The sequence below is a fragment of the Pseudomonas sp. Pseusp15 genome, assembly GCF_059492165.1.
On the sequence record NZ_CP168523.1, the window covers coordinates 2804716 to 2826895 of the forward strand.

Genomic DNA, 22180 nt, shown 5'->3' on the forward strand with positions numbered 1-22180 from the left:
AGGCCCGAGATGTGTTCCTAAAGGTCGGGAGGCAACGCGTGCTCCCGACAGGACATTCATCGTGTAACAGCACTCAATTAGAAGCGGTAACTCACAGACGTACCGAGCCCGTTCGCACTGTTCTTAAATTTGGCACTGTATGCACCTCTATTCGCAGAGGCGTCGTTGATCTGCACGCTCTCCTCCCATAGGTAGGAATAAGCAACATCGATCGTGACATTGTCCGCCGGAGTCCAGCCAGCACCGAAGCTGATAACCTTCCGGTCACCCGTAGGAATACGTGGTCCACGGTTGGTGTTGTTGGTGGGAGACTGGTCGACCGAGAAGCCTGCGCGAAGTACCCATTGGCTGTTCAATTTGTACGCCGTGCCGATAGCGTGAGCCCACGTATCATGCCAGTTCTGTTCTTCGGTAATCGTGCCCAGCGAGCCGCTCAACAAAGGGGGTAAACCCGTGTTCTCGATGGTTAATTCTTTAAAGCGACTCCAGCGTGTCCAGGTACTCCCCAAATATAGAGTCCAGTCATTATTGAGCTGATGAGTCACCGAGAAATCCACTGACTCTGGGGTATCCACATCCAGCGAAGCGTCATAACTCCGGCCGCTGACCCCCAACACGCTAAAGATGCCGTCGGTGACCTTGGTCTTGGCGTCCAAGTGGTAACTGACCTTGGAATGGTAAGTCATGCCCAAGCGAGTTTGGTCTGTAGCCTGCACCAGGATACCGGCGTTGAAACCGAGGGCCGTGTCATCGCCCGTGCTTTTGAGTTTTCCGTCATTGCGACCTGGGCTAAGTGGATTGGGCACCATCCCGGACAGCTCACCGGTGATGCGGTTGATGGTCGGACCGAACCCGATCGAAACTTTGTCGTTGAAGGCATAGCTGATGGTGGGCTGGAACGTAAGGGTCGTGACCTCACTTTTGTTGGCGTAGTAACGCCCGGCAAAACCGCTGCCATAGTCAGTCATCAGACCGAAAGGTACATAAAACCCTACACCGAACGCCCAATGCTCATCGATGGGTTTGACGTAGTAACCCATAGGCACTGTGGTGGTTGGCACCATGTCGCCGTCTTCCTGGCCTCCGAATGTACTGCGGGTTTGGCTTATGTCGGTCTTCGCGAATAGAGTCGCCGCGCCCACGCTGACCTGCTCTCTTTTCAATCGAGACATACCCGCCGGATTACCGAAGACCGTGCTCGCATCTTCAGCGGATGAGGAGCGCCCGGCAAACCCGGACCCCATCCCACTGACGCTTTGTTCATTGAGAGCGAAACCGCTTGCAAACACATTTGAAGATGCGAGCACGACAGCGAGGCCAAATGGGCTCTTGAGCAACATTTTTTTCATTGTTTGAACTCTATGGGATCACTGAGATGAAGCAGTAGAAGTAACGGCTCACAATATTTATTCATGTGACCAATTCAGTCAATGGTCACAACGCGAATAAATGAAATGCCCTTCGACGACTGGAAGAAGGGCAAAGTGAAAAGCCGTTTTGGTGATGTGTCGCTTACACAGGCGTGACGTAAAACCGTTAGCCGAAGGTCAAGGCATGAGGCTACGCAAAATGAGGTTGGCGGTGAGCGTGGGCGCCTCCTCGACATAATCGAGGTTGTACTGCAGGAGTAAAGGATTGACGAAAGGCCGCAAAGCCAGATGTATCGCTTCTACTGTTTCGTCCAGGGGAGTCTTGCGTTCAAATTCGCCGATCTCTCGCCCCTCCCGCACGATTTGCAACACGAAGCGTTTGATCTGTGCGTCATAAGCCTGCGTACTGGGCCAGCTTTCCGACGCCGCAAATGCTGCAATGTCATAGAGTTTTCGGTCGTTAAAGAACAGATTCACGCCTGTGGCGACCACAGTTTTGACCAATCGTCGAAAGCGTTCCGTCGGCGACAGGTCTTCTACATTGATCGCCTGCTCCACAGCCGCGACGATTTCTGCCAGACAATTTGCACAGATGGCTTCACCGATCGCCTGCTTGGAATCAAAAAACTTGTAGATGTAGGCCTTGGAAAACCCAATGGCCCTAGCCAGGTCGGAAACCGTGGTTTTGCCGTAGCCGTACTGACTGAAGTGTTCGTTGGCCGCCGCAACAATCTGGTCTCGAATGTCGTGATCGGCTGGGCCACGGGGGCTGGGCGAAGCTGAAGATATTGATGGCTGATTCATGGGAACAGCTTACTCACCCAATCGCCGACTGACAACTTGTGACCGATAAGATATCTAGTCACGATATCGGCCATTTTGAACGACTTTTCCGAGCGCCCACAAACTTCATCACTTGAGCCGGTCGACAGTGGCTGCCTCGAGGAGTTGTTGCAGCGCGACACACGACTGATTTATTGGAGAACATTATCTGATAGTCCTTCAGTGGTGAGCGCTGCCGCCGAGACTGGTTCGGGGAACGTAACTGCGAACGAAGGTGTCATCTGTATAGGCACCGTGGTGTCGCAATCCTGTTGGGATAGAGAGGTGGCTTTCATGAACAATATTATCTACATCGTCGGGGCAGTTGTGATTGTCCTGGTTATTCTGTCGTTTGTCGGCCTTGTATAGCCTTAGCTGCCAGCTGAGAACCGTCCTGATGGCGCCTGCCTGACAGGGTGCATTTATGTTGCTACCTCCTGCCCTCGCAACATCGCAATATCCCGCTTGGGGGGTACGCCAAACAGACGGCTGTATTCGCGGCTGAACTGCGACGGGCTTTCATAGCCGACCTGGTAGGCTGCGCTTGATACTTCCTGATGCTCGTTGAGCATCAATCGCCTCGCCTCGTTCAATCGCAACCACTTCTGGTACTGCAACGGGCTCATCGAGGTGAGCTGGCGGAAGTGGTGATGAAAGGTGGGTGTGCTCATCTGCACTCGCGCCGCAAGTTCTTCGACGCGAAGCGCCGAGGCGTAATTCAACTTCAGCCAGTCGATGGCTTTTGCGATGCGATAACCCTGGCCATCGACCGAGGTAATCTGCCGCAACCTGGCAGCCTGATCACTCTTCAAGAGACGATAGTGAATTTCGCGCTGAATCAGGGGCGCAAGCACAGGGATGGCTTCAGGCTCATCGAGTAGCGCCAGCAAGCGCTCGAACGACGCCAACATGGCAGGCGTTACTGAACCAATCCCGACACCTTTCACCACTGATCGATCACGGGTTGGCGGCAAGTCACCCTGCACTATCAGCTCAGCCAACATGCGCAGATCGAGCTTCAAAGTCAGCCCCAGGCATGGCTGCTCCGGGCTTGCCACCAGCACCTCAGAATTGGCGGGCAAGTCCAATGAGGTGATCAGAAATCGCGACGTGTCATACGGGTAGCCCTCGCCACCTACCCAAAGCTGTTTCTCCCCCTGGGCGACGAGGATGATGCTTGGCTCGACCATGCAGACGACGGGCGGCGACGGATGTTCGCGCCTGAAAAAGCCCAGGCCCGTAATGGGCGTACCGTAGTCACCTGGTTTCGGGATCTGCTCGCTAATGATCCGCGCAAGCGTTTCTTGTGGCGACAGGTGTTGAGCAGCGGTGTCGTGTTTGATCGTCATGTTCGCCTTGTACCTCTTCGCTGAACTCTAACTCGCCCGCTCACGACCGTCCTGCAAAAAAACAGAGACTCATAGAATCAGGCAAGTAATCCAGCGCAATGCACTACAGGGAGTCTGGGCAGAGCCGGAAAATGTTCATCCGACAAAGCCATTGAGGACTCTCCCATGCTTGTACAAGCCTATGGTGCTCATGCGGGCGACAAGCCCCTTGAACCGTTGCAAATCATTCGCCGTACACCCGCCGCCCATGACGTTCAGATCGATATTGCCTTTTGCGGCATCTGCCATTCGGACTTGCACCAGGTGCGCGCCGAGTGGGCGGGCACGCAATTTCCCTGCGTACCGGGGCACGAAATTGTGGGTCGTGTATCGGCGGTCGGCGCGCATGTTGTGGATTTCAAAGTCGGCGATCTGGTCGGTGTCGGTTGCATCGTCGACAGCTGCAAACACTGTGAAGACTGTGCCACGGGGCTGGAAAACTATTGCGACGGCATGGTCGGCACCTACAACTTCCCGACCCCGGACGCACCTGGCTGGACGCTCGGCGGCTACTCACAAAACATCGTGGTGCATGAACGTTATGTTCTGCGTATCCGCCATCCCGAAGAACAACTGGCCGCCGTCGCACCACTGCTGTGTGCGGGCATCACCACCTACTCCCCACTCCGTCACTGGAACGCCGGTCCGGGCAAGAAAATCGGCGTGGTCGGCATTGGTGGCCTGGGCCACATGGGCATCAAGCTGGCCCACGCGATGGGCGCCCACGTCGTGGCGTTCACTACATCCGAATCCAAGCGCGAAGCGGCGAAGGAGTTGGGCGCTGACGAAGTGGTGGTATCGCGCAACGCTGAGGAGATGGCCGCGCATGCCAAGAGCTTCGACTTCATCCTCAACACCGTCGCAGCCCCCCACGATCTCGATGCCTTTCTGGTTCTACTCAAGCGCGATGGTGCGCTGACCCTGGTCGGTGCACCCGCCTCGCCGCATCCATCGCCCAATGTGTTCAACCTGATCATGAAACGACGAACGATTGCCGGCTCGATGATCGGCGGTATCCCCGAGACGCAGGAGATGCTGGATTTCTGCGCCGAGCACGGCATCGTCGCCGACATCGAGTTGGTCCGGGTCGATCAGATCAACGAATCCTATGAGCGGATGCTCAAGGGCGACGTCAAGTATCGCTTCGTGATCGACAACGCCACATTGGCTGGCTAAGCGAAAGGCGCCAGCGAATAACCACTCATCAAAAGGACTATCCAGTGAAAGGCATTTTGCTTGCCCTAGGGCTGCTTGTTACCTCTTTTTCTTCAACGGGAGCCGATCTGTCGAACGGCGCGGACAACTTCTACAAAAGCGAAAAAGTGACGGTAGAAAAGGTCACCTTCAAGAATCAATACGGCATGAAGGTGGTGGGCAATCTGTTCATCCTGAAGAACCTCAATCCTCAATCGAAGAATGCCGCGATCACTGTCGGTCATCCAATGGGGGCAGTGAAGGAGCAGAGTGCAAACCTCTACGCCACAAAAATGGCCGAGCAGGGATTTGTCACACTGTCGCTGGACTTGTCCTTCTGGGGTGAAAGTGAAGGCACGCCTCGCCAGGCCGTTTCGCCTGATATCTACGCCGAAGACTTCAGTGCCGCCGTGGACTTTCTCGGCTCTCGCCCATTGGTCGACCGTGAACGTATCGGCGTCATCGGTATTTGCGGCAGTGGCAGCTTCGCCATCAGTGCGGCCAAGATCGATCCGCGTCTGAAGGCCATCGCCACCGTCAGCATGTACGACATGGGCGCCGCCAATCGTAATGGCCTCAAGCACAGTGTAACGATCGAACAACGCCAGCAAATCATTCGCGAAGCGGCGCAGCAGCGCAACGCCGAATTCTGGGGTGGCGAAGTCCGCTATACCAGCGGCTCACCACTGAAGCTGACCGGCAACGCCGTGGGTGACGAGTTCTACGATTTCTATCGCACACCGCGTGGTGAGGTCACCCCTGCCGGCGCATCGGCACAGACAACCACCATGCCGACGCTGACCAGCAACGTGAAATTCATGAACTTCTATCCGTTCAACGACATCGAGACGATCTCCCCTCGCCCACTGCTGTTCATTGCTGGCGCCCGGGCACACTCACTCGAGTTCAGCGAGGATGCCTACAAACGCGCGGCAGAACCTAAAGAACTGCTCATCATTCCAGATGCCGGCCATGTGGATCTTTACGACCGGGTCGACCTCATTCCATTCGCCAAGTTGACCACATTCTTCAAAAGCAACCTGAAGTAGCACTGAACAGTGCCCTGGCCGGGCATCCGTTCTCACGCGCGGCCTCGTTCCCGGGGCCGCGACGCTTCGCGCATTACGGGATTCAATCAATGATCCAACCCACGCTCTCAGCCCCGCGAAAACCTGAACAATCATGGGGTGCCGTATTCGCCATGTCGCTCGCCGCCTTCGTCCTGGTGGCATCGGAGTTCATGCCCGTCAGCCTGCTGACACCGATTGCCGCCGATCTGCATATCACCGAAGGGCAAGCGGGCCAGGGCATTTCAGTCTCTGGGCTGTTTGCGCTATTCGCCAGCCTCCTGACCGCTTCGGTGGCGGCGCGGGTCGACCGCAAGCCACTGCTGTTGTCCCTGACGCTGCTGATGATCGTTTCGGGAACCGTGGTCGCGTTCGCGCCGAACTACTGGGTGTTCATGGCCGGCCGCGCGCTGATCGGCGTAGCAATTGGTGGTTTCTGGTCATTGTCGGCGGCAACTGCCATACGCCTGGTGCCTGACGACCAGATCGCTCGCGCCATGGCAGTCGTCAATGGCGGCAACGCTCTGGCGACAGTGATTGCAGCACCTCTGGGCAGTTTTCTCGGAGCCTTCATCGGATGGCGCGGCGCATTTTTGTGCGTCATCCCGGTCGCGGTAATCGCCAGTCTCTGGCTTTGGGCGAGCCTTCCTGCGATGAAGTCGCAAAGCGGTTCAGGCACTGGAAATGTTTTCAGGTTGATGAAAAGCACACCGGTCGCGTTAGGCATGGCGGCGGTCAGTGTCTTTTTCATGGGCCAGTTCATGCTATTTACCTACTTGCGCCCGTTCCTTGAAACAGTCACGCACGTCAGTATTTCCATGCTGTCACTGATGTTGCTCGTCCTCGGCCTGGCAGGCCTCGCGGGAACCTTCCTGATTGAAGCATTCTTGAAAAATGGCCTGCATCGCACCCTCATCGTCATCCCGATATTGATGGCGGCGATCGCACTGGCACTCGTTTCGTTCGGCAGCTCTGCGGCTACCACCACCGTCTTGTTGGGTCTCTGGGGGCTGGTTGCGACCGCGGCGCCGGTGGGATGGTGGACATGGCTGGCCAGAACATTGCCAGAGGATGCTGAAGCCGGAGGCGGCTTAATGGTGGCGATCATCCAACTGGCCATTGCATCCGGCGCAACCGTTGGCGGGCTGGTATTTGACTCGAATGGCTATAGAGCGACTTTCGAGTTGAGCGCCACGCTGCTGGGCGTGGCGGCAGTTCTTGCCTTCCTGGCGGCACGCGCAGCTTCGCGAGAGCCTGTTGCATCGGAGAGCATCGCTTGAAAAAACACAAGACATGCCAAGGCGAGTCTTGTGTTCCCTGTGGGGCAATCGCGGCCAAGTACGTTAGTGGGCGCAGGCACATCGGCCGCAGTACCCCAAGTGTCTGCGACCGGCATGACATTGTTCACCGTTCCTCAAAGAGCCGTGGACGTTAATTACCGATTCAGGGACAGATGAATCGCTGGTGGCGCCGTTCCGGGCAAACAAAATGATCACCCTTGAAATAGCTGACAGCCGACTGTTCTATGTACGGGCTCAAGGGACAAGCTTTCTTCTCTCGATGGGGACAGACAAGACAATGCTTGTACGTGTCTCACCGTACGCGTTGATCTTCGCAATGATATTTTCGATATCGGCCATTGACCTGGCATAGATCCTGATCAGGTAGGAGTCGTTACCCGTGACGTGCAGGCACTCAACGACTTCGGGTATGTCGTTGAGCGTCGCTATCAATTTGGATTTCGCAGGCTTGAGGGTGGTCATGCCGACGACAGCAGATATGCCGAACCCTAGTTTGGTTGGATCTAACTGAGCGCTATATCCCTTGATGACCCCAGAATCTTCGAGCTTTCGCAACCGATCAGTGGTGGCGGGAATAGAAAGACCTGCGTGCTTGGACAGCTCCGTGATGGAAATGCGACCAAAGTCCTGCACCTTCCCCAAGATTTTGATGTCTATACGGTCCATGTAAGCTCCCACAGCAAAAAGTATAAATTTTAATGAAAAGCACCCGGTTTTCATTAAAAAATAATGCACCAAAATAAAGCAGAGTGCTAGTCTATTTGCAGCCCGGTAAAGCCTAACAAGAACCCGGGTAATCAATAGCTCTGAATCCTTAGCGTTACGCACTGCATAATAAAATATTCTCCTCCAGGGATGGTGTTCGTATGGAAGATGAAAAAATAAAGTGTGAAAAAAAATCCTATCCATCATTCGCGAATTATATTGGAACGCAAGTCCTAAGTTTTCGTGATTTCAAGATGGATCAGATTTTTATGTATTTGGCTGGCGTCGCCCTTTTCTCGGTGGGGGCCAAGTTTTTCATAGTCAGTCAACTGGGGACTGACCCATTAGATGTCCTGATCATCTCGATAAATAAAATACTCATGCTCGGAATGGGCGTTTGTTCGGGTATCGTTTCTCTATTCTTTCTGCTGTGGTGGATGCTCTGGAACAAGAAATATCCTCCGATAAGCCCATTTGTTACAACCACACTTACAGGTCTGTTGATTGACCTCTGGTCCGTGCTGGGGCTTGGAGAGTATTTGATTGTCAGAGTGAATGAGTACACGATATTGGCGATGGGTCTGGTGCTGTGTGCTTATTCGTCTGCACTGATTATCATGAGCGGTATTGGTATCAGAATCATGGACCTTGTGGTGCTTACCATGGTGTCCAAATGGGCGTGGTCATTCACCAAAGCCAAAATGATAATTGAAATTGGCATCTTTTCAACCGGATGGCTTCTAGGCGGGCCCTTCGGCATGGGAACCATTGCATTCTTGTTGGTCATAGGCCCTCTTATACAGCCATTCATGAATATAAACGCCAGGCGTTTTTCACTTAAGAATTATGGATTGACCAGCGTTTCTTCCGCCTATCAATAACTACTAGGGGATTGCTGCCACTGTGGCGGCGGGATTGTTTCGCCTCGACTATTTAAACCGATGATATTGACAGCAACTTCCGTAAAATGAGGAGTGAGAGATGGACACTACAAAAAATAAAAACTGGACCTTGGAAAGCACGCCTGCAAAGTTGGAAGAAATACTCCCGAACGGCGTTGTAAAGTGTCATCTTTCTCCCCGAAACTGTGTCATTCAGGAGGGTAAAGTAGGTTTTTGCAAGGTGCGCGGAAACAGAGGCGGCCGGTTAGTTACATTGAATTATGGCAAAGGCGTTCACAGCACCGAAGAGACCATCGAAACCGAGGCGGTATTCCACTTTGCTCCCGGAGAGCGAATCCTTTCCCTAGGCAATATCGGCTGCATGCTTAACTGCGGCTACTGCCACAATTGGAAGACCTCTCAGGCCAAGTATGTGACAGACAAAGATGTTTACTACTATACGCCTGAACAGGTTGTAGAAACCGCCTTAAAGCATGGTATACGCGTTATCTCCTGGACGTATAACGACCCTGTTGTCTGGCATGAATTTATCCTCGATACGGCAAAACTGGCAAAGGAAGCGGGCTTAATCAATTTATATAAATCAGCTTTTTTTATCAGTGAAGAAGCCATTGATGAACTATTGCCCGTCATCGACATATTCTCGATTTCGCTAAAATCCATCTCCCCCGAATACTATCGAAAAGTCACAACAGGCTGGGTAGAGCCCGTTCTGGCTGGCATCAAGAAAGTATACGATGCTGGTAAATATGTTGAAGTCAGCACCTTGATGGTTACCGATATCAGTGACGATGAGGATACCGCCAGGAAAATCAGCCAGTGGGTGCTGGATGAACTGGGCCCGAATGTACCGCTCCACTTTGTAAGGTTTCACCCTGATTATAAAATGAGTAATAGCATCAGGACGCCCGTGGATAGACTCCTGAAGGCCCGGGACATTGCCCGGAGCATGGGGGTTGAGCATGTTTATCTGGGTAACGTAAATGATGTCGAGGGCACCAATACCAACTGCAATAATTGTAACGCTCTACTCGTTACCCGCTACGGTTTGAATGCTGAACTAATCGGATTGGATAGCAACGGTTGCTGCACCCGGTGTGGGCACGACGCACACTTCAAGTTACTGGGCGAACACAAAGCGAACATGCCTGTTGAACTGCGAGAGGCTGCATTGACCTCTTACGAGAAGCGAAAGTTCGAGTGGCATGGGGATATCGTATCGCTGCACGCCCAAGTGCTGAATACTGAAGACTTTGAACAGACCGTCTACCTGCGGCGCAACTATACCGACGGGCTCAACAGTGATTGGAAATCACTGACATTGCGGCCGTATGAAAGCTATCGATTTATTATTGCCAAGGCACGAATTGATGAATCAGGCCCTGAAGTCTGGCTTCCCAAGGGGGTGAACTCAAATCTTCATGAAGTATTCGACAGGGCTCACTTCCCAACCGAGTCGATTGAAGAGATTGGTATTTCGCAAAACGACATCACGCCGACCATTGGGTATGAAGGCAAGCAGAACATGTATGAGCAGGTTATCAAACTGGTGAGCAAATCATGAGCGTGTCTACTGAAATACTCCACATCAGGGTCGATGACCGAGAGGCCCACCCATCCGTGACGCCTATTTATCAGTGCAGCGCTTTTAGCGCTGACTCGGCGTTCTTCTACTCGAGAAAAGCCAATCCCAATGTGACTGAGCTGGAACAGGTTGTCGCTGCACTGGAAGGAAGCGAATACGCCTTGGCCTACAGCACCGGAATGAGTGCCATCTACATGGTGCTGGAGCTGCTGAAACCCGGTGGGTCGCTGGTGATCAACAAATATATCTATGGCTGTTCTTATAAGCTGTTTCAGCGATATGCGGCACGTATCGGTGCGAAACTGACGATTCTGGATCTCACCACGGAAAGTGGATTGAAAGAGTTGCCGTCGGACGTGGACATGGTCATTTTCGAAACACCGACCAATCCCTTTCTGAAAGACATTGATATTCATGCGGTCAGCAAGGCGGTTAAGCAAAACAACCCACACGCTCTGGTGGTCGTTGACAACACGTGGGCCACTCCGATATTTCAAAAGCCTCTGAACTTCGGCGCGGATATTTCTCTGTACAGCGCAACGAAGTATTTCTCCGGGCATAGCGATGTCATGGGCGGCCTGGTACTCGTCAACAATGAAATGATTTATACGCGCCTCCTCGAAGGCCGCTTTTACTCAGGCTCAATATTAGCGCCTAATAGCGCATGGCTGCTCCGCAGAAGCATGCAGACATTTAACCTGCGCATGGAGAAACACAGCAACACAACCTCCAGCATGCTCAACTATCTACGGGAACTGCCCTTTATTGAGCATGTATATTATCCACGAGTCGATGGTAAACAATTGACCGGCTACGGTGGCATTGTGTTTGTTGATATTCGGCCCGATCTGGTCCCCTTTTACAAAACCTTCACCAGCTCCCTCAAATGGTTTGGAACGGGTACGGGCATGGCCTGTGTCACGTCAATGGTTGCGCAACCCTTTAGTGGAAGCCATGCCTCGATGACTGAGCAGGAAAAAGCGGATATGGGGATTGAAAAGGGGTTGGTACGATTGTGTTTTGGTTTAGAGGCCCTTGAGGATCTTAAAGAGGATCTGCTTCAGGCATTTGTGGCCATGGAAAATATGGCCAATCAAAAAAGTGCACTTAAACCTGCGTAACAGATGTTAATCATGAGCAACGAGCCTTCAACGGCTCGTTGCTTTTTATGGAGAAGCGAGATTGCCCAGTGTACTCGAAAAAACGATATTCGAAGACCCTACTCTGAACGTTATCCATCTTCTAAATTCCATTTCCAGTGAAAATCCAGAGGCAATCTCTCTGGCTTCCGGTCGACCTGACGACGAGCAATGCGACCTGTCCCTCATCGATAAAGGGCTGGCCAGCTATGCACGATACGCCGTCAATCCGGAACACTCGCTTGCGACACTACTTTGCCAATATGGAAAAACCACCGGAATTATCAACGGCATAATAGCCGAACACTTGCAGGTGGATGAAGGCATAAAAATTTTCAACCCTGAAAGTATTGTCGTGTGTATGGGGTTTCAGGAAGCTGCGACCTTGACACTGCTATCAATTTTTGAAGGAGGTGGTGTTTTATTAGTGCCTGACCCTGTGTTTTCCGGAATAACGGGGATTGCGAAATTATTAAGAATAAAAATTGTACCCGTTCCCGAGGACGCCTTCCTCGATCCATCTGCCCTGCGCAAGGTAGCTGAAGATCTTGAGTCCAAGGGGGAAAAGGTAAAAGCGCTGTACGCGATTTCAGATTTTAGTAACCCTACTGCTAACAGCCTTTCCTATGAAAACAGAAAGGCCATGCTCTCCTTGGCCAATGAAATGAATTTTTTTATCCTGGAGGATAATGCCTACAGCTACTTCAGGTACGAGGGAGATAAAATCCCCTTGATGAAGTCAATCGACAGTAGTCGAGTATTCCTTCTTGGCTCTTTTGCAAAGTCAATTTTTCCGGGATTGCGTATGGGCTACGTAGTCGCCCCGGAGAGCGCTGGGGTGATTTCCTTTAGCGCCAGGTTATGTAAAGCCAAAAGCTTGATCACCGTCAATACACCTGCCCTGTGCCAGGCAATTGTCGGAGGTTTGCTGATAGAGAACAATTACTCTTTAAAACAGCTTAATCAACCAAGAGTGTTGTCTTACAGGCAAAAAAGAAACCATATGATTGAATGCCTTGAACGTGAATTCCCGGTCAAGGCTGGTTCTGAAAGAAGTGTCACCTGGAACCATCCAGAGGGAGGTTTTTTCATCAATGTACAGTTGCCCTTCACCTTTGAATATTTTGAAATGTGCGAGTGCGCCAGGAACTTCAAGGTTATTGTATTTCCCACTTCCTTGTTTTCGCTGACGAATCAGGCTGTCACTCAGGTCAGATTGTCGTTTAGCAATGCGACAGAATCAGAAATCAAACAAGCGATAGGTAGCCTCAGGGCGTACATTGAATCCAGAATTCAGTAAAGCATCCTCCCGTCAAACCGTAGGGGATTGATGCCAAGGCTTACTCATCAGCCAATAAGAAATAAGCCTTGCCTCATTTCCCTATTAAGCTGCTGTGGCGAGCATAACGCCAGTGGCTACTTGGTAGGCACCCAGAATGGTGATGGTTGACCCGGAAAAATAGTTGATCAACCTGAGCTTTGATTGGGAGATTCTGGTCTTGAATATGGAGGAGAATCCGCTCAATCCCAGCCACCAGACAGCCGAGCCTAGAAATATACCTGTCACCATAGGCAGCACTGAGTGCTGACCGCTTTGATCATTAGCCATGCCATCGCTCATGGCAGCAAATATCGCAATAAACGACAGGATGGTCATTGGGTTCGACAGTGTCAAAAACAGTGTACTCAAGTAGGCTTTTAACAGGTTGGCTCGTTCACCCGCCAGGGCTGTTGAGCTCGCTTTCGATTTTATTGTTTGATAACCAATGTACGCGAGGAACATCCCCCCCAAAATACACAACCATGGCTTAAAGCTAATGAGTGTCGCTATGATGACTGTGATTCCCAGCGCACCGACAAATCCATAGATCGAATCGGCTGTGGCCGCCCCTAACCCTGTCGCGAAACCTGCTCTCCATCCAAGCGCAAGGCTCCTCTGTATGCACAACAGCCCAATGGGTCCCACAGGGGCTGCGATACAAAGCCCAATGATCATCGACTTAATGAAAATCAACATAAATGCACCTCCGCAATTGATGCTTAAAGGTTAGGAGAAGTACATTTTTTTATGAATTAATTATTAATTCCCATAGAGGTTTTTTTGATAATTTTGTAAGAAGTATTCTTATCTTTCCTTCATTATTAAGGTGCACTCTGTGATGAGCCTTACTAAACACGATCGGGATGCCATTCGCCTTCGACGATGACGCCGGCCAGGACGTTGCAGGCTTTTTCGTTTCTGCGTCGCTTTTGCATTTTTGTGCGATAGATCCCACTTCAGGGATTTCCCCTACCGCTCCTTCTGTCTCCGATGCCGTGGGACGAATAACCGGCTATACACACGACGGCATGGGAAATCTCACCAGCGTGCCCCAACTGCAAGGGACATCGCAGGCCGTAACGGACAGCTGACCCCACCTTCAACCAACTGACCAGTCACACCGATGGTCTGAGCCATACTACCAACTACAGCTACGACAGTTTGGGACGTCTGACACAGATTACCGCCCCCTTGGGCAATACCGTGAAATTCACATCAGATAGCCAAGGGCGGGTGACGCAGATCACCGATCCCATCGGAGCGAATACCGCTCTCAACTATTCTCTTGGAGACCTCGCCAGCGTTAGTGACCCATTGGGGCGAACCACCAGCTACGTCACCGACAACGTGGGACGCGTCATGGCATTGACTGACACCGTGGGACGCCGCACCCTGATGGAGTACGACGTGTTGGATCGCAAAACCAGGATCACAGACCCGCCAGGAAGCGTGACCGGTTTTGCTTACGACACGAACAGTAATCTCCTGAGCGTCACTGACGCCAAGAACGGAGAGCATGCGTACACCTATGATGCTCGCGATCGTCGTATAACTTACACCGACCCATTGAACGCTACGCAAAGCTATGGTCTCGACGGCTTGGGTAATGTGACACAGCGGACCGCCCGCAATGGCGTCATCGCCACCTACACCTATGACGCCTTGAATCGCCGCACGCAATCAGCCTTCGGACAGACCTTGATTGGCAGTGGTCCCTCGTTGACAGCACCGGATGCCACCGTGGGCTACACCTTCGATGGTGGTAACCGTCTGACGCAGATTGTTGATACTCAAGGCGGCACGATCACCCGCAGCTATGACAATCTGGATCACCTGCTTAGCGAGACTACTTCCCTAGGCACCGTTTCCTACACCTACGATGCCGCTGATCGCCGCACCAGTATGACGGTGACGGGCCAGCCCGCTGTGAATTACACCTACGACGCTGGCAGTCGTCTGACCAATCTCAGTAACGGCAGCCAGAGCGCGGCGTTCACCTATGACGCGGACAACCGTCGTGCCACCTTGACCCTGCCCAACGGGGTGACCGTCAGTTACGGTTACGATAACGCCGGTCAACTGATCAACCTCAACACTTACACCTGGGATTCGCGCCAGCGCCTGAGCAAGACCGCAAAGTTCAAGAGGCCACCGATCAAATTAAAAAAAACCCGGAAACTACCGAATTACAGGACCAAACTGCTCAACCACAGTGCATGACACACTTAGCGCCGGAGGAATAAACTCTATATATACAATATGGCCAAGACGACTGATGGAAAACTTAAAAGAAAATTACACCCCGGAGGCAAAATGAAACTCTCACGTCTTCTGATTTGGCCTGCAACTGCAGGAGCATTTATTCCTATCATTCTCCATATCATATGGCGCCTAGATAACAACATGCTTCTTCTTAGCAATAGTGCAAAAATAATATTACAAAAAATAACTTTAGCCTTATGGCCAAGTTCCTTTTTTATGCTAGCAGCAAGTGGCGATGAGCCGTATTTATTATCCGTACTGGCAAATATTGCGCTTTATGGCATTCTGGGTATCGGCATATATTATGGGCTTACCAAACACTGGCTAATTCTAATATTCCCCATCCTGGGGACCTGCCTAATTTGGTGGGGTCTTTTCTCACTAAAATAAACAATGAGATTTTGTCATTACTCTGAGTATCATGGCAACGGCCCCAATCCGCATCCAGAGAGTGGTACCAATGGCCCATATGGTTTGCATAGGATTATCATCTTCAACGTTCCGGGGCGAACAGGAATGGGACTCCATTCAGGAAGAGCGAATAGCGGTGCACAAAACCATCCGACGCTGGTAGGCATCCGAACGACAGACGCTGCTATGGGATTCGTGCGTAATCTCATAACACCTGCCCCTGCAACATCCATGACTGCTATCATCAATAACGTCAATACTCCTCAGTTTGGTACGCAACAGTAGTGTGGTCGACAGGGTGATAATCATGATGCTCATCAGATTTGTATGTGCTCACTCTCTAACCTTCTTGGCCTTATTGTTCGGACTTGGACTGGGATGTGTGCCATTCTCTGAGGCTTCGGCGCACGGAAACTGCCCTCCCGAAATGAATAGCCAAGCAGGGTCTTTTTTAGTTGATGCGCGCGGAGATTGGCCCTCCCTTTTCAAGCATCAGAGAGTCTTCGCTTCTTGTGATGATGGTGAGCTTGGCGAGGGCTATTCTGAAGCAGTGGCGAACCTCTTCGCCCAAGGATGGGATCAGTTCGATACATTTGTTGCACTTGCAAAAACACACCCTGACTTTCAAAATTGGGCGATACGACATATCGATGCGACTGTCTCAGATGACGACCTAAATAGAATCATATTAAATTCCAATACATGCATTAATAATGCACCGGTGGAAAAACTTTGCAGGGTTATTCGACAGAGTGCTGAAAATGCCCTGATGGAATCTGCACGGATGCGACGATAAAATTTTGGGATAGGTTCTACGCCTATGTCAGCGGCATCCTTGCTGTATGACGCCAACGGCAATATGACCAGTGACGCTCCTGGTACGGCGCGCCGACTTTGTATCGTTACAAAGGAAATTAACCGATGAGCATTCCAAACATTAAGATCTTCATGATTGCAATTTCGTGCCTATTGCCGCCATTGACTGCATGGGCCAAATCACCCTGTGATGGTATTGACCGACGTTTAAACTTATCTGAAATACCGAAGCTACGCATAGAGGTGGGACATCAATTAAATGTCGACAACGTAGAGATTTTACAATCTTTTAAAAGCCTTAGCTGGACGATTTTGTATGCAGCCTCAGATGAGACTGACCCTGCATTTTTATTTTATTCAGACAACCCAATCAACCATCACTTTATAACTCTATGGAGTGGCGGAGCGAAGCCTGATGAGGAGCAAGCTATTAGTTCATGGCTTCAGAAAAACGCCAAAGGCATTCCTACCAATCTAGCGCAATGTTTTGTATGGCATGTGACGAAAGATCGAGACATGTAAACAAATCTCCGCTCAAAAAGCTAAAACATCTTTCCCCATGCTGGGGGGAAGATCGATAATTTAGGCCACATCAAACAAGGTCAAGCCCGACTCCCCATATTGCTTTACGGTGAGGGCGGCAGTTGTCAAATATACGCCCCCAAGCGACAATCAGTTGCACTGGCAGCTAATGCACCCGATTAGCCCCGGAACTCCGCATTCCACCGATCGCCTTGGTGACACAATAAACACCATGAATAGAACCAACAACATTATCAGCCCTGATGGAACTGAAAGAATTACAGCATCTGTTAGTCCATCGAATGACTTGTTTGACGACGAATGAGAACACCCTGCGTACGGGGGTAATTCTCCAGGAAAGATACTTCATTGATCTATTGAAAGGTGGTGCGCCATGATCATAAAAAAGTCGACACTTGAATTTTTGTTTACGCTACTCACACTTACAAGCTTAGGCATGCCAGCTTCGGGGAGTGATAGTTCACCCCATTGCCGAGAGGCAGTTATGATGTTTTTAACCACTCCAGAAAAGCGTACTCTTATTGCATTATCAGATGCTAGCGAAACTGAATGTTGGTCGGTTATCGAGCAGTCGAACAGCAACCTCAACCAATTGATGCATTTGGTTGAACAAGGAAATGATTGGAGCGCTCAGTATTTAGTTGAGCACTTAAGAGTGCTAGATGGCGGAAATTTAGAAGACTCACTTATAGCGCTGGGGCTATTTTCTGACCACCATATGGAACGCTTATTGATTTTCGCGAAGAAAGGACAGCTCTCAAAGCAGGAACTCAGTGACACCTTAACCATGCTTCCACTTTCATTGAGTGATAATCCAGCGGGCCAATTGGATTATCTAAAGGCAAGAAGAAATCGAGTGATGCGCGTAACGAGAAAAAATCTATCTGAGCAAAAGACTCTAGCACTAAGCGCTATCGACAATTTTGAGTCCGAGATCAGGTCAAAAAACCCGCAACTCATTGAAAATCCTCAGCATTAGATTAGTGCTTTCATCACCCCCAAGCTCTACATCAAACTGGGCCGAGCCTCAATGTAACCACCTTGAAGGTTCGCCAGGCCAGAAAGACTGCTGTAAGAGAATTCTCGCCAGCAGCCAAGGCAGTGAGACGATCCTCTCTTCGAGCGGTTCGAGGATTAATCCCCTTTCGCATTTTCAGTCAAAGGCATATGTACATCTCCTCGTCTCGATCGATTGAGGAGAGATGTACGGGTTCCAGCAATGCGTCATCTATCTGAAAACCGGCATGCCCTGGGACCGGATTTCGACGTACGTTTTAATGTACAAAAAAGCGTGGCTGGGGGTGGTTCTCAGTAGAAATCACTGGAACGAAAAAAAGAGGCAAAAGCCTCTTTTTCCAATGCTGACAACAAAATACCGCGCAAAAAAAACGCCACTCAATGAGTGGCGTTTTTCTGTATTTGGAAGAAACGAGACTCGCATCTAGCGTACTACCCATTGAAATCTAAGGGTTTTCTTTTATTCCTACTGCAGGAATGGACTTGATTCTGGACTTGTTTTCAGGGTGTATCAAGAGCAAAAAAGGAGTGAATCCACGCCACGCTATTGGAGCCTACCTATAGCCAACTGACGATTTTTGCGGCTACGAGGCCAGCTTTGAACTTGGTGTCATCGAACTTGTGCCGCCATGGATCAAGCTGCCAATAGGGAATGCGCTGACCGCGATTCCCCTGGCTCAGAAGCAGTAAGCGTCGAGCCTTGATATCGCGATTGATCTGATCGCGAGATTTACCTGCCAGCCTGGCGAAAACCAGCAGCGGCAAGTTACTCGAAACCTCAAACGTGGCCGACATTTCAGCTCGTTCACGCTGGATGTCAGACACGTGAGATTTGTGAGGTTTTTCTGTCCGTATCGGTGCAGGTACGGCAGGCGATCGGTTGCGCCCAAGGGGGGCTTTCTCGCTACTGACCAGCATCGTCGATGCGACGGTCGCCAGTACAAAGCTTCGGTAGCTGAGCCACAACTGCACTTGCCTTCGGATTTGAACGTCACCTAAATCGTCGAGCATCGAATTCAATAGCAGCTCGTCCTCACAGTCCAGAATCTTACGTGCAGGTTGACCGATTTCCAGATCAAGAGGTCAACAGCGACAGCGCGATCACGGCCTTCCAAGACGTGACTCCAAGCAGCAACAAATCCCGGTGCAATGAACATCCATGTTTTCACTCCAATAGTTCCCGTAGTCGTACACCTCACCGACCATCGACCGCTACAAGATCGATAGCACCAGTCCTGCTGCAGCGATGTACTCCGAGCAACGGGCAATACCTGCCCTCCCTTTTATCGCCTTCCGACCAGAAACCCATAGAGGGGACTTGCGCAACCAGTATTATGGTATACCATCATACGCACAGACACTCTTACCCTTACAACGGAGCAGCTCATGAGTTTCGAAATTCGCAAGATCGTCAGCTATGTCGAAGAAACCTTTATCGAAGGCGGCAAGGCTGCCGACAAGCCCGTGACCATGGTCGGGCTGGCCGTGGTGATGAAAAACCCTTGGCTGGGTCGCGGCTTCGTCGAAGACCTGAAGCCGGAGATCCGTGCCAATTGCTCCGACCTCGGCGCGCTGATGGTTGAACGCCTGGTGGGCATCATTGGCGGCGCCGAGAAGATCGAAGCTTACGGCAAGGCCGCTGTCGTCGGCGCCGATGGCGAAATCGAGCACGCCTCTGCCGTGATCCACACCCTGCGCTTCGGCAACCATTACCGCGAAGCGGTCAAGGCCAAGAGCTACCTGAGCTTCACTAACAAGCGCGGCGGCCCGGGCACTTCGATCCAGATTCCGATGATGCACAAGGACGACGAAGGCCTGCGTTCGCACTACATCACCCTGGAAATGCAGATCGAAGACGCGCCGCGCGCCGATGAAATCGTCGTGGTACTGGGTTGCGCCGATGGCGGCCGCCTGCACCCACGCATCGGCAACCGTTACATCGACCTGGAAGAACTGGCGGCCGAGAACGCCCAGTAATCCGATCAGTCACCACAACAAAAAAGGCATGCAGGAGCGCTCCATGATTCGGCTCACCGCTGAACGCACCCCGGCTGGCACCAGTTACCTGGCGACCGGCCAAGGCCAGCCCGTGGTTTTGATCCACGGCGTGGGCCTGAACAAAGAAATGTGGGGCGGCCAGGTCGTTGGCCTGGCCACAAAGTACCGTGTGATTGCCTACGACATGCTGGGCCATGGCGCCAGCCCGCGCCCGGAAAGCGGCACGCCCCTGCTGGGCTATGCCGACCAGTTACTGGAGTTGCTCGACCATCTGCAATTGCCTCAGGCAACAGTGATCGGTTTTTCCATGGGCGGGCTGGTGGCACGGGCGTTTGCCTTGCATTACCCGCAACGCTTGCAAGGCCTGGTGGTGCTCAACAGCGTGTTCAACCGCAGCCCCGAACAGCGTGCCGGCGTCATCGCGCGCACCGCTCAAGCGGCCGAGCATGGCCCGGATGCCAACGCCGAAGCTGCGCTGTCGCGCTGGTTCAGCCGTGAATACCAGGCGGCCAACCCGGCGCAGATCGCCGCGCTGCGCCAGACCTTGGCGGGCAACGATCCGCAGGGCTATCTGACCACATATGAGTTGTTCGCCACCCAGGACATGTACCGCGCGGAAGATCTGGGCAGCATTCAGGTGCCGACACTGGTCGCCACTGGCGAACTGGATCCCGGCTCGACACCGGAAATGGCCCAGCAACTGGCCGAGCGAATTCCCGGCGCGACCGTTGCCGTGCTCGCCGAGCAGCGGCATATGATGCCCGTAGAATCGCCGCGCCTGGTCAACCAGCTGTTGCTGGAGTTTCTCGACACGGCAAACGCTCGACAAAACCAAATAAAGGGGATCGTTGCATGACACTCGCACGCTTCCAGATGTGCATCGGCGGTGAATGGGTCGATGCCCTCTCCGGCAAGACTTTTGAAAGCCTGAACCCTGCCCTGGCGCAAGCCTGGGCTGAATTACCCGATGCCGACGAAGCCGATGTCGAGCGCGCCGTGCAGGCTGCGCAGACGGCTTTCGACAGCCCGGCCTGGCGCGGCTTGACCGCCACCGCTCGCGGCAAACTGCTGCGACGCCTCGGTGATCTGATCGCTGAGAACAAAGAACAACTGGCGCAGCTGGAAAGCCGCGACAACGGCAAGCTGATTCGCGAAACCCGCGGTCAGGTCAGCTACCTGCCGGAGTTTTTCCACTACACCGCGGGTCTGGCCGACAAACTCGAAGGCGGCACCCTGCCCCTCGATAAGCCCGATCTGTTTGCCTACACCGTACATGAAGCCATGGGCGTAGTCGCGGCGATCATTCCCTGGAACAGCCCGCTGTACCTGACCGCGATCAAACTGGCGCCAGCTCTTGCGGCAGGCAACACCATCGTGATCAAACCGTCCGAGCACGCCTCGGCGACCATTCTGGAGCTGGCTCGCCTGGCGCTGGAAGCCGGGATTCCGCCGGGGGTAGTCAACGTCGTCACCGGTTACGGCCCAAGCACCGGCGCCGCCCTCACCCGCCATCCGCTGGTGCGCAAGATCGCCTTCACCGGTGGCGCCGCGACCGCACGGCATGTGGTGCGCAGCAGCGCGGAGAACTTCGCCAAGCTGTCGCTGGAGCTGGGCGGCAAATCGCCGAACATCATCTTTGCCGACGCCGACCTCGACAGCGCCATCAACGGTGCGATTGCCGGGATCTATGCGGCGTCCGGCCAGAGCTGCGTTTCCGGCTCGCGACTGCTGGTGCAGGACGAAATCTACGACGAATTCGTCTCGCGTCTGGTCGAACGCGCCAAGCGCATCCGCATTGGCAACCCGCAGGAAGACAGCAGCGAAATGGGCCCCATGGCCACCGCGCAGCAATTGGCGGTGGTCGAAGGCCTGGTGGCCGATGCCATCGCCGAAGGTGCGCGCCTGCGCCTGGGCGGCAAGCGTCCAGAGAATCTGGGCGATGGCTGGTTCTATGAGCCGACCCTGTTCGAGTGCGACCGCAACTCGATGAAGATCATGCAGGAAGAAGTCTTCGGCCCGGTGGCCTCGGTCATCCGCTTCAAGGACGAAGCCGAAGCGCTGGCGATTGCCAACGACTCGCAGTTCGGCCTCGCCGCCGGCATCTGGACCCGCGACCTGGGCCGCGCCCATCGCCTGGCCCGGGACGTGCGCTCCGGGATCATCTGGGTCAACACTTACCGTGCGGTATCGGCCATGGCGCCAATCGGCGGCTTCAAGAACAGCGGCTATGGACGCGAAAGCGGCATCGATTCGGTGCTGGCCTACACCGAGCTGAAAACGGTGTGGATCAACCTGTCTCAGGCGCCAATGCCTGATCCCTTCGTGATGCGCTAGGAGAC

Annotated in this window: 21 protein-coding genes; 15 read left to right on the plus strand and 6 right to left on the minus strand. The window is 52.7% G+C overall.

What is annotated here, in order from left to right; translation table 11 throughout:
* Positions 1–77: 77 nt before the first annotated feature.
* From ACEN8R_RS12485 to ACEN8R_RS12495, 3 genes are all read right to left on the minus strand, one after another.
* A complete protein-coding gene (locus tag ACEN8R_RS12485; RefSeq protein ID WP_018927738.1) occupies positions 78–1349 on the minus strand; it encodes an OmpP1/FadL family transporter in 1272 nt (423 codons plus the stop codon).
* Positions 1350–1547: 198 nt separating this feature from the next.
* Entirely contained in the window at positions 1548–2174 is a 627-nt protein-coding gene (locus ACEN8R_RS12490; RefSeq protein ID WP_018927737.1) for a TetR/AcrR family transcriptional regulator, read from the minus strand.
* Positions 2175–2614: 440 nt separating this feature from the next.
* Positions 2615–3541, minus strand: a complete 927-nt coding sequence (locus ACEN8R_RS12495) for an AraC family transcriptional regulator (protein WP_018927736.1) — start codon at positions 3539–3541, stop codon at positions 2615–2617.
* A gap of 165 nt (positions 3542–3706) precedes the next feature.
* On the opposite strand from ACEN8R_RS12495, the gene ACEN8R_RS12500 reads away from it, so the two are divergent.
* The 3 genes from ACEN8R_RS12500 to ACEN8R_RS12510 all read left to right on the plus strand — a co-directional run bounded on the left by ACEN8R_RS12500 (position 3707) and on the right by ACEN8R_RS12510 (position 7121).
* Entirely contained in the window at positions 3707–4756 is a 1050-nt protein-coding gene (locus ACEN8R_RS12500; RefSeq protein WP_018927735.1) for an NAD(P)-dependent alcohol dehydrogenase, read from the plus strand.
* A gap of 44 nt (positions 4757–4800) precedes the next feature.
* Positions 4801–5823 carry an alpha/beta hydrolase gene (locus ACEN8R_RS12505; RefSeq protein WP_495624929.1) on the plus strand — a complete coding sequence of 341 codons (1023 nt, stop codon included), beginning with the start codon at positions 4801–4803 and terminating at the stop codon, positions 5821–5823.
* 89 nt (positions 5824–5912) lie between these two features.
* The gene (locus ACEN8R_RS12510) at positions 5913–7121 is read left to right on the plus strand and encodes an MFS transporter (protein ID WP_258613862.1); all 1209 of its coding nucleotides are present in this window, start codon (positions 5913–5915) and stop codon (positions 7119–7121) included.
* 255 nt (positions 7122–7376) lie between these two features.
* Here ACEN8R_RS12510 and ACEN8R_RS12515 read toward each other — a convergent pair whose 3' ends face one another.
* Entirely contained in the window at positions 7377–7808 is a 432-nt protein-coding gene (locus ACEN8R_RS12515) for an Lrp/AsnC family transcriptional regulator (RefSeq protein ID WP_019578517.1), read from the minus strand.
* Positions 7809–8008: 200 nt separating this feature from the next.
* Here ACEN8R_RS12515 and ACEN8R_RS12520 point away from each other — a divergent pair, with 200 nt between their 5' ends.
* The 4 genes from ACEN8R_RS12520 to ACEN8R_RS12535 all read left to right on the plus strand — a co-directional run bounded on the left by ACEN8R_RS12520 (position 8009) and on the right by ACEN8R_RS12535 (position 12773).
* Positions 8009–8728, plus strand: a complete 720-nt coding sequence (locus ACEN8R_RS12520; protein ID WP_018927730.1) for a YczE/YyaS/YitT family protein — start codon at positions 8009–8011, stop codon at positions 8726–8728.
* Between the two features lie 100 nt (positions 8729–8828).
* The gene (amrS, locus tag ACEN8R_RS12525) at positions 8829–10313 is read left to right on the plus strand and encodes an AmmeMemoRadiSam system radical SAM enzyme (RefSeq protein ID WP_018927729.1); all 1485 of its coding nucleotides are present in this window, start codon (positions 8829–8831) and stop codon (positions 10311–10313) included.
* Positions 10310–11455: a trans-sulfuration enzyme family protein gene (locus ACEN8R_RS12530; RefSeq protein WP_018927728.1), complete on the plus strand. Its 1146-nt coding sequence runs from the start codon at positions 10310–10312 to the stop codon at positions 11453–11455. Before amrS ends, ACEN8R_RS12530 begins: the two co-directional genes overlap by 4 nt.
* A gap of 61 nt (positions 11456–11516) precedes the next feature.
* Positions 11517–12773 (plus strand): aminotransferase-like domain-containing protein, encoded by a 1257-nt coding sequence (locus ACEN8R_RS12535; protein ID WP_495624930.1) that lies wholly within the window; start codon positions 11517–11519, stop codon positions 12771–12773.
* Between the two features lie 84 nt (positions 12774–12857).
* Here the strand turns inward: ACEN8R_RS12535 and ACEN8R_RS12540 are convergent, their stop codons facing one another.
* On the minus strand, positions 12858–13490 hold the full coding sequence (locus ACEN8R_RS12540) for a LysE family translocator (protein WP_018927726.1): 633 nt from the start codon (positions 13488–13490) through the stop codon (positions 12858–12860).
* 411 nt (positions 13491–13901) lie between these two features.
* Here ACEN8R_RS12540 and ACEN8R_RS12545 point away from each other — a divergent pair, with 411 nt between their 5' ends.
* The 5 genes from ACEN8R_RS12545 to ACEN8R_RS12565 all read left to right on the plus strand — a co-directional run bounded on the left by ACEN8R_RS12545 (position 13902) and on the right by ACEN8R_RS12565 (position 17805).
* Positions 13902–15014 carry a hypothetical protein gene (locus ACEN8R_RS12545; RefSeq protein ID WP_495625012.1) on the plus strand — a complete coding sequence of 371 codons (1113 nt, stop codon included), beginning with the start codon at positions 13902–13904 and terminating at the stop codon, positions 15012–15014.
* A gap of 93 nt (positions 15015–15107) precedes the next feature.
* A complete protein-coding gene (locus ACEN8R_RS12550; RefSeq protein WP_495624931.1) occupies positions 15108–15446 on the plus strand; it encodes a hypothetical protein in 339 nt (112 codons plus the stop codon).
* Positions 15447–15774: 328 nt separating this feature from the next.
* The gene (locus ACEN8R_RS12555) at positions 15775–16263 is read left to right on the plus strand and encodes a hypothetical protein (RefSeq protein ID WP_495624932.1); all 489 of its coding nucleotides are present in this window, start codon (positions 15775–15777) and stop codon (positions 16261–16263) included.
* A gap of 125 nt (positions 16264–16388) precedes the next feature.
* Positions 16389–16805, plus strand: a complete 417-nt coding sequence (locus tag ACEN8R_RS12560) for a hypothetical protein (protein ID WP_018927722.1) — start codon at positions 16389–16391, stop codon at positions 16803–16805.
* 394 nt (positions 16806–17199) lie between these two features.
* Positions 17200–17805 carry a hypothetical protein gene (locus ACEN8R_RS12565; protein ID WP_495624933.1) on the plus strand — a complete coding sequence of 202 codons (606 nt, stop codon included), beginning with the start codon at positions 17200–17202 and terminating at the stop codon, positions 17803–17805.
* 596 nt (positions 17806–18401) lie between these two features.
* On the opposite strand, the gene ACEN8R_RS12570 is transcribed toward ACEN8R_RS12565, so the two are convergent.
* A complete protein-coding gene (locus ACEN8R_RS12570; protein WP_432416838.1) occupies positions 18402–18863 on the minus strand; it encodes a hypothetical protein in 462 nt (153 codons plus the stop codon).
* 366 nt (positions 18864–19229) lie between these two features.
* Here ACEN8R_RS12570 and ACEN8R_RS12575 point away from each other — a divergent pair, with 366 nt between their 5' ends.
* The 3 genes from ACEN8R_RS12575 to ACEN8R_RS12585 are packed head-to-tail and all read left to right on the plus strand — an operon-like array spanning position 19230 to position 22175.
* Entirely contained in the window at positions 19230–19820 is a 591-nt protein-coding gene (locus ACEN8R_RS12575; RefSeq protein WP_018927718.1) for an amino acid synthesis family protein, read from the plus strand.
* A gap of 43 nt (positions 19821–19863) precedes the next feature.
* Complete coding sequence (locus ACEN8R_RS12580; RefSeq protein ID WP_018927717.1) at positions 19864–20697, plus strand: alpha/beta fold hydrolase; 834 nt, start codon at positions 19864–19866, stop codon at positions 20695–20697.
* On the plus strand, positions 20694–22175 hold the full coding sequence (locus ACEN8R_RS12585) for an aldehyde dehydrogenase (RefSeq protein ID WP_192351099.1): 1482 nt from the start codon (positions 20694–20696) through the stop codon (positions 22173–22175). Before ACEN8R_RS12580 ends, ACEN8R_RS12585 begins: the two co-directional genes overlap by 4 nt.
* Positions 22176–22180: the final 5 nt, after the last annotated feature.

What these genes read in the sequence shown, in the direction of transcription:
- ACEN8R_RS12485 (WP_018927738.1), bottom strand. Translation starts at nt 1,349, where the DNA reads ATGAAAAAAATGTTGCTCAAGAGCCCATTTGGCCTCGCTGTCGTGCTC.
- ACEN8R_RS12490 (WP_018927737.1), bottom strand. Translation starts at nt 2,174, where the DNA reads ATGAATCAGCCATCAATATCTTCAGCTTCGCCCAGCCCCCGTGGCCCA.
- ACEN8R_RS12495 (WP_018927736.1), bottom strand. Translation starts at nt 3,541, where the DNA reads ATGACGATCAAACACGACACCGCTGCTCAACACCTGTCGCCACAAGAA.
- ACEN8R_RS12500 (WP_018927735.1), top strand. Translation starts at nt 3,707, where the DNA reads ATGCTTGTACAAGCCTATGGTGCTCATGCGGGCGACAAGCCCCTTGAA.
- ACEN8R_RS12510 (WP_258613862.1), top strand. Translation starts at nt 5,913, where the DNA reads ATGATCCAACCCACGCTCTCAGCCCCGCGAAAACCTGAACAATCATGG.
- ACEN8R_RS12515 (WP_019578517.1), bottom strand. Translation starts at nt 7,808, where the DNA reads ATGGACCGTATAGACATCAAAATCTTGGGGAAGGTGCAGGACTTTGGT.
- ACEN8R_RS12520 (WP_018927730.1), top strand. Translation starts at nt 8,009, where the DNA reads ATGGAAGATGAAAAAATAAAGTGTGAAAAAAAATCCTATCCATCATTC.
- amrS (WP_018927729.1), top strand. Translation starts at nt 8,829, where the DNA reads ATGGACACTACAAAAAATAAAAACTGGACCTTGGAAAGCACGCCTGCA.
- ACEN8R_RS12530 (WP_018927728.1), top strand. Translation starts at nt 10,310, where the DNA reads ATGAGCGTGTCTACTGAAATACTCCACATCAGGGTCGATGACCGAGAG.
- ACEN8R_RS12540 (WP_018927726.1), bottom strand. Translation starts at nt 13,490, where the DNA reads ATGTTGATTTTCATTAAGTCGATGATCATTGGGCTTTGTATCGCAGCC.
- ACEN8R_RS12550 (WP_495624931.1), top strand. Translation starts at nt 15,108, where the DNA reads ATGAAACTCTCACGTCTTCTGATTTGGCCTGCAACTGCAGGAGCATTT.
- ACEN8R_RS12555 (WP_495624932.1), top strand. Translation starts at nt 15,775, where the DNA reads ATGATGCTCATCAGATTTGTATGTGCTCACTCTCTAACCTTCTTGGCC.
- ACEN8R_RS12560 (WP_018927722.1), top strand. Translation starts at nt 16,389, where the DNA reads ATGAGCATTCCAAACATTAAGATCTTCATGATTGCAATTTCGTGCCTA.
- ACEN8R_RS12565 (WP_495624933.1), top strand. Translation starts at nt 17,200, where the DNA reads ATGATCATAAAAAAGTCGACACTTGAATTTTTGTTTACGCTACTCACA.
- ACEN8R_RS12575 (WP_018927718.1), top strand. Translation starts at nt 19,230, where the DNA reads ATGAGTTTCGAAATTCGCAAGATCGTCAGCTATGTCGAAGAAACCTTT.
- ACEN8R_RS12580 (WP_018927717.1), top strand. Translation starts at nt 19,864, where the DNA reads ATGATTCGGCTCACCGCTGAACGCACCCCGGCTGGCACCAGTTACCTG.
- ACEN8R_RS12585 (WP_192351099.1), top strand. Translation starts at nt 20,694, where the DNA reads ATGACACTCGCACGCTTCCAGATGTGCATCGGCGGTGAATGGGTCGAT.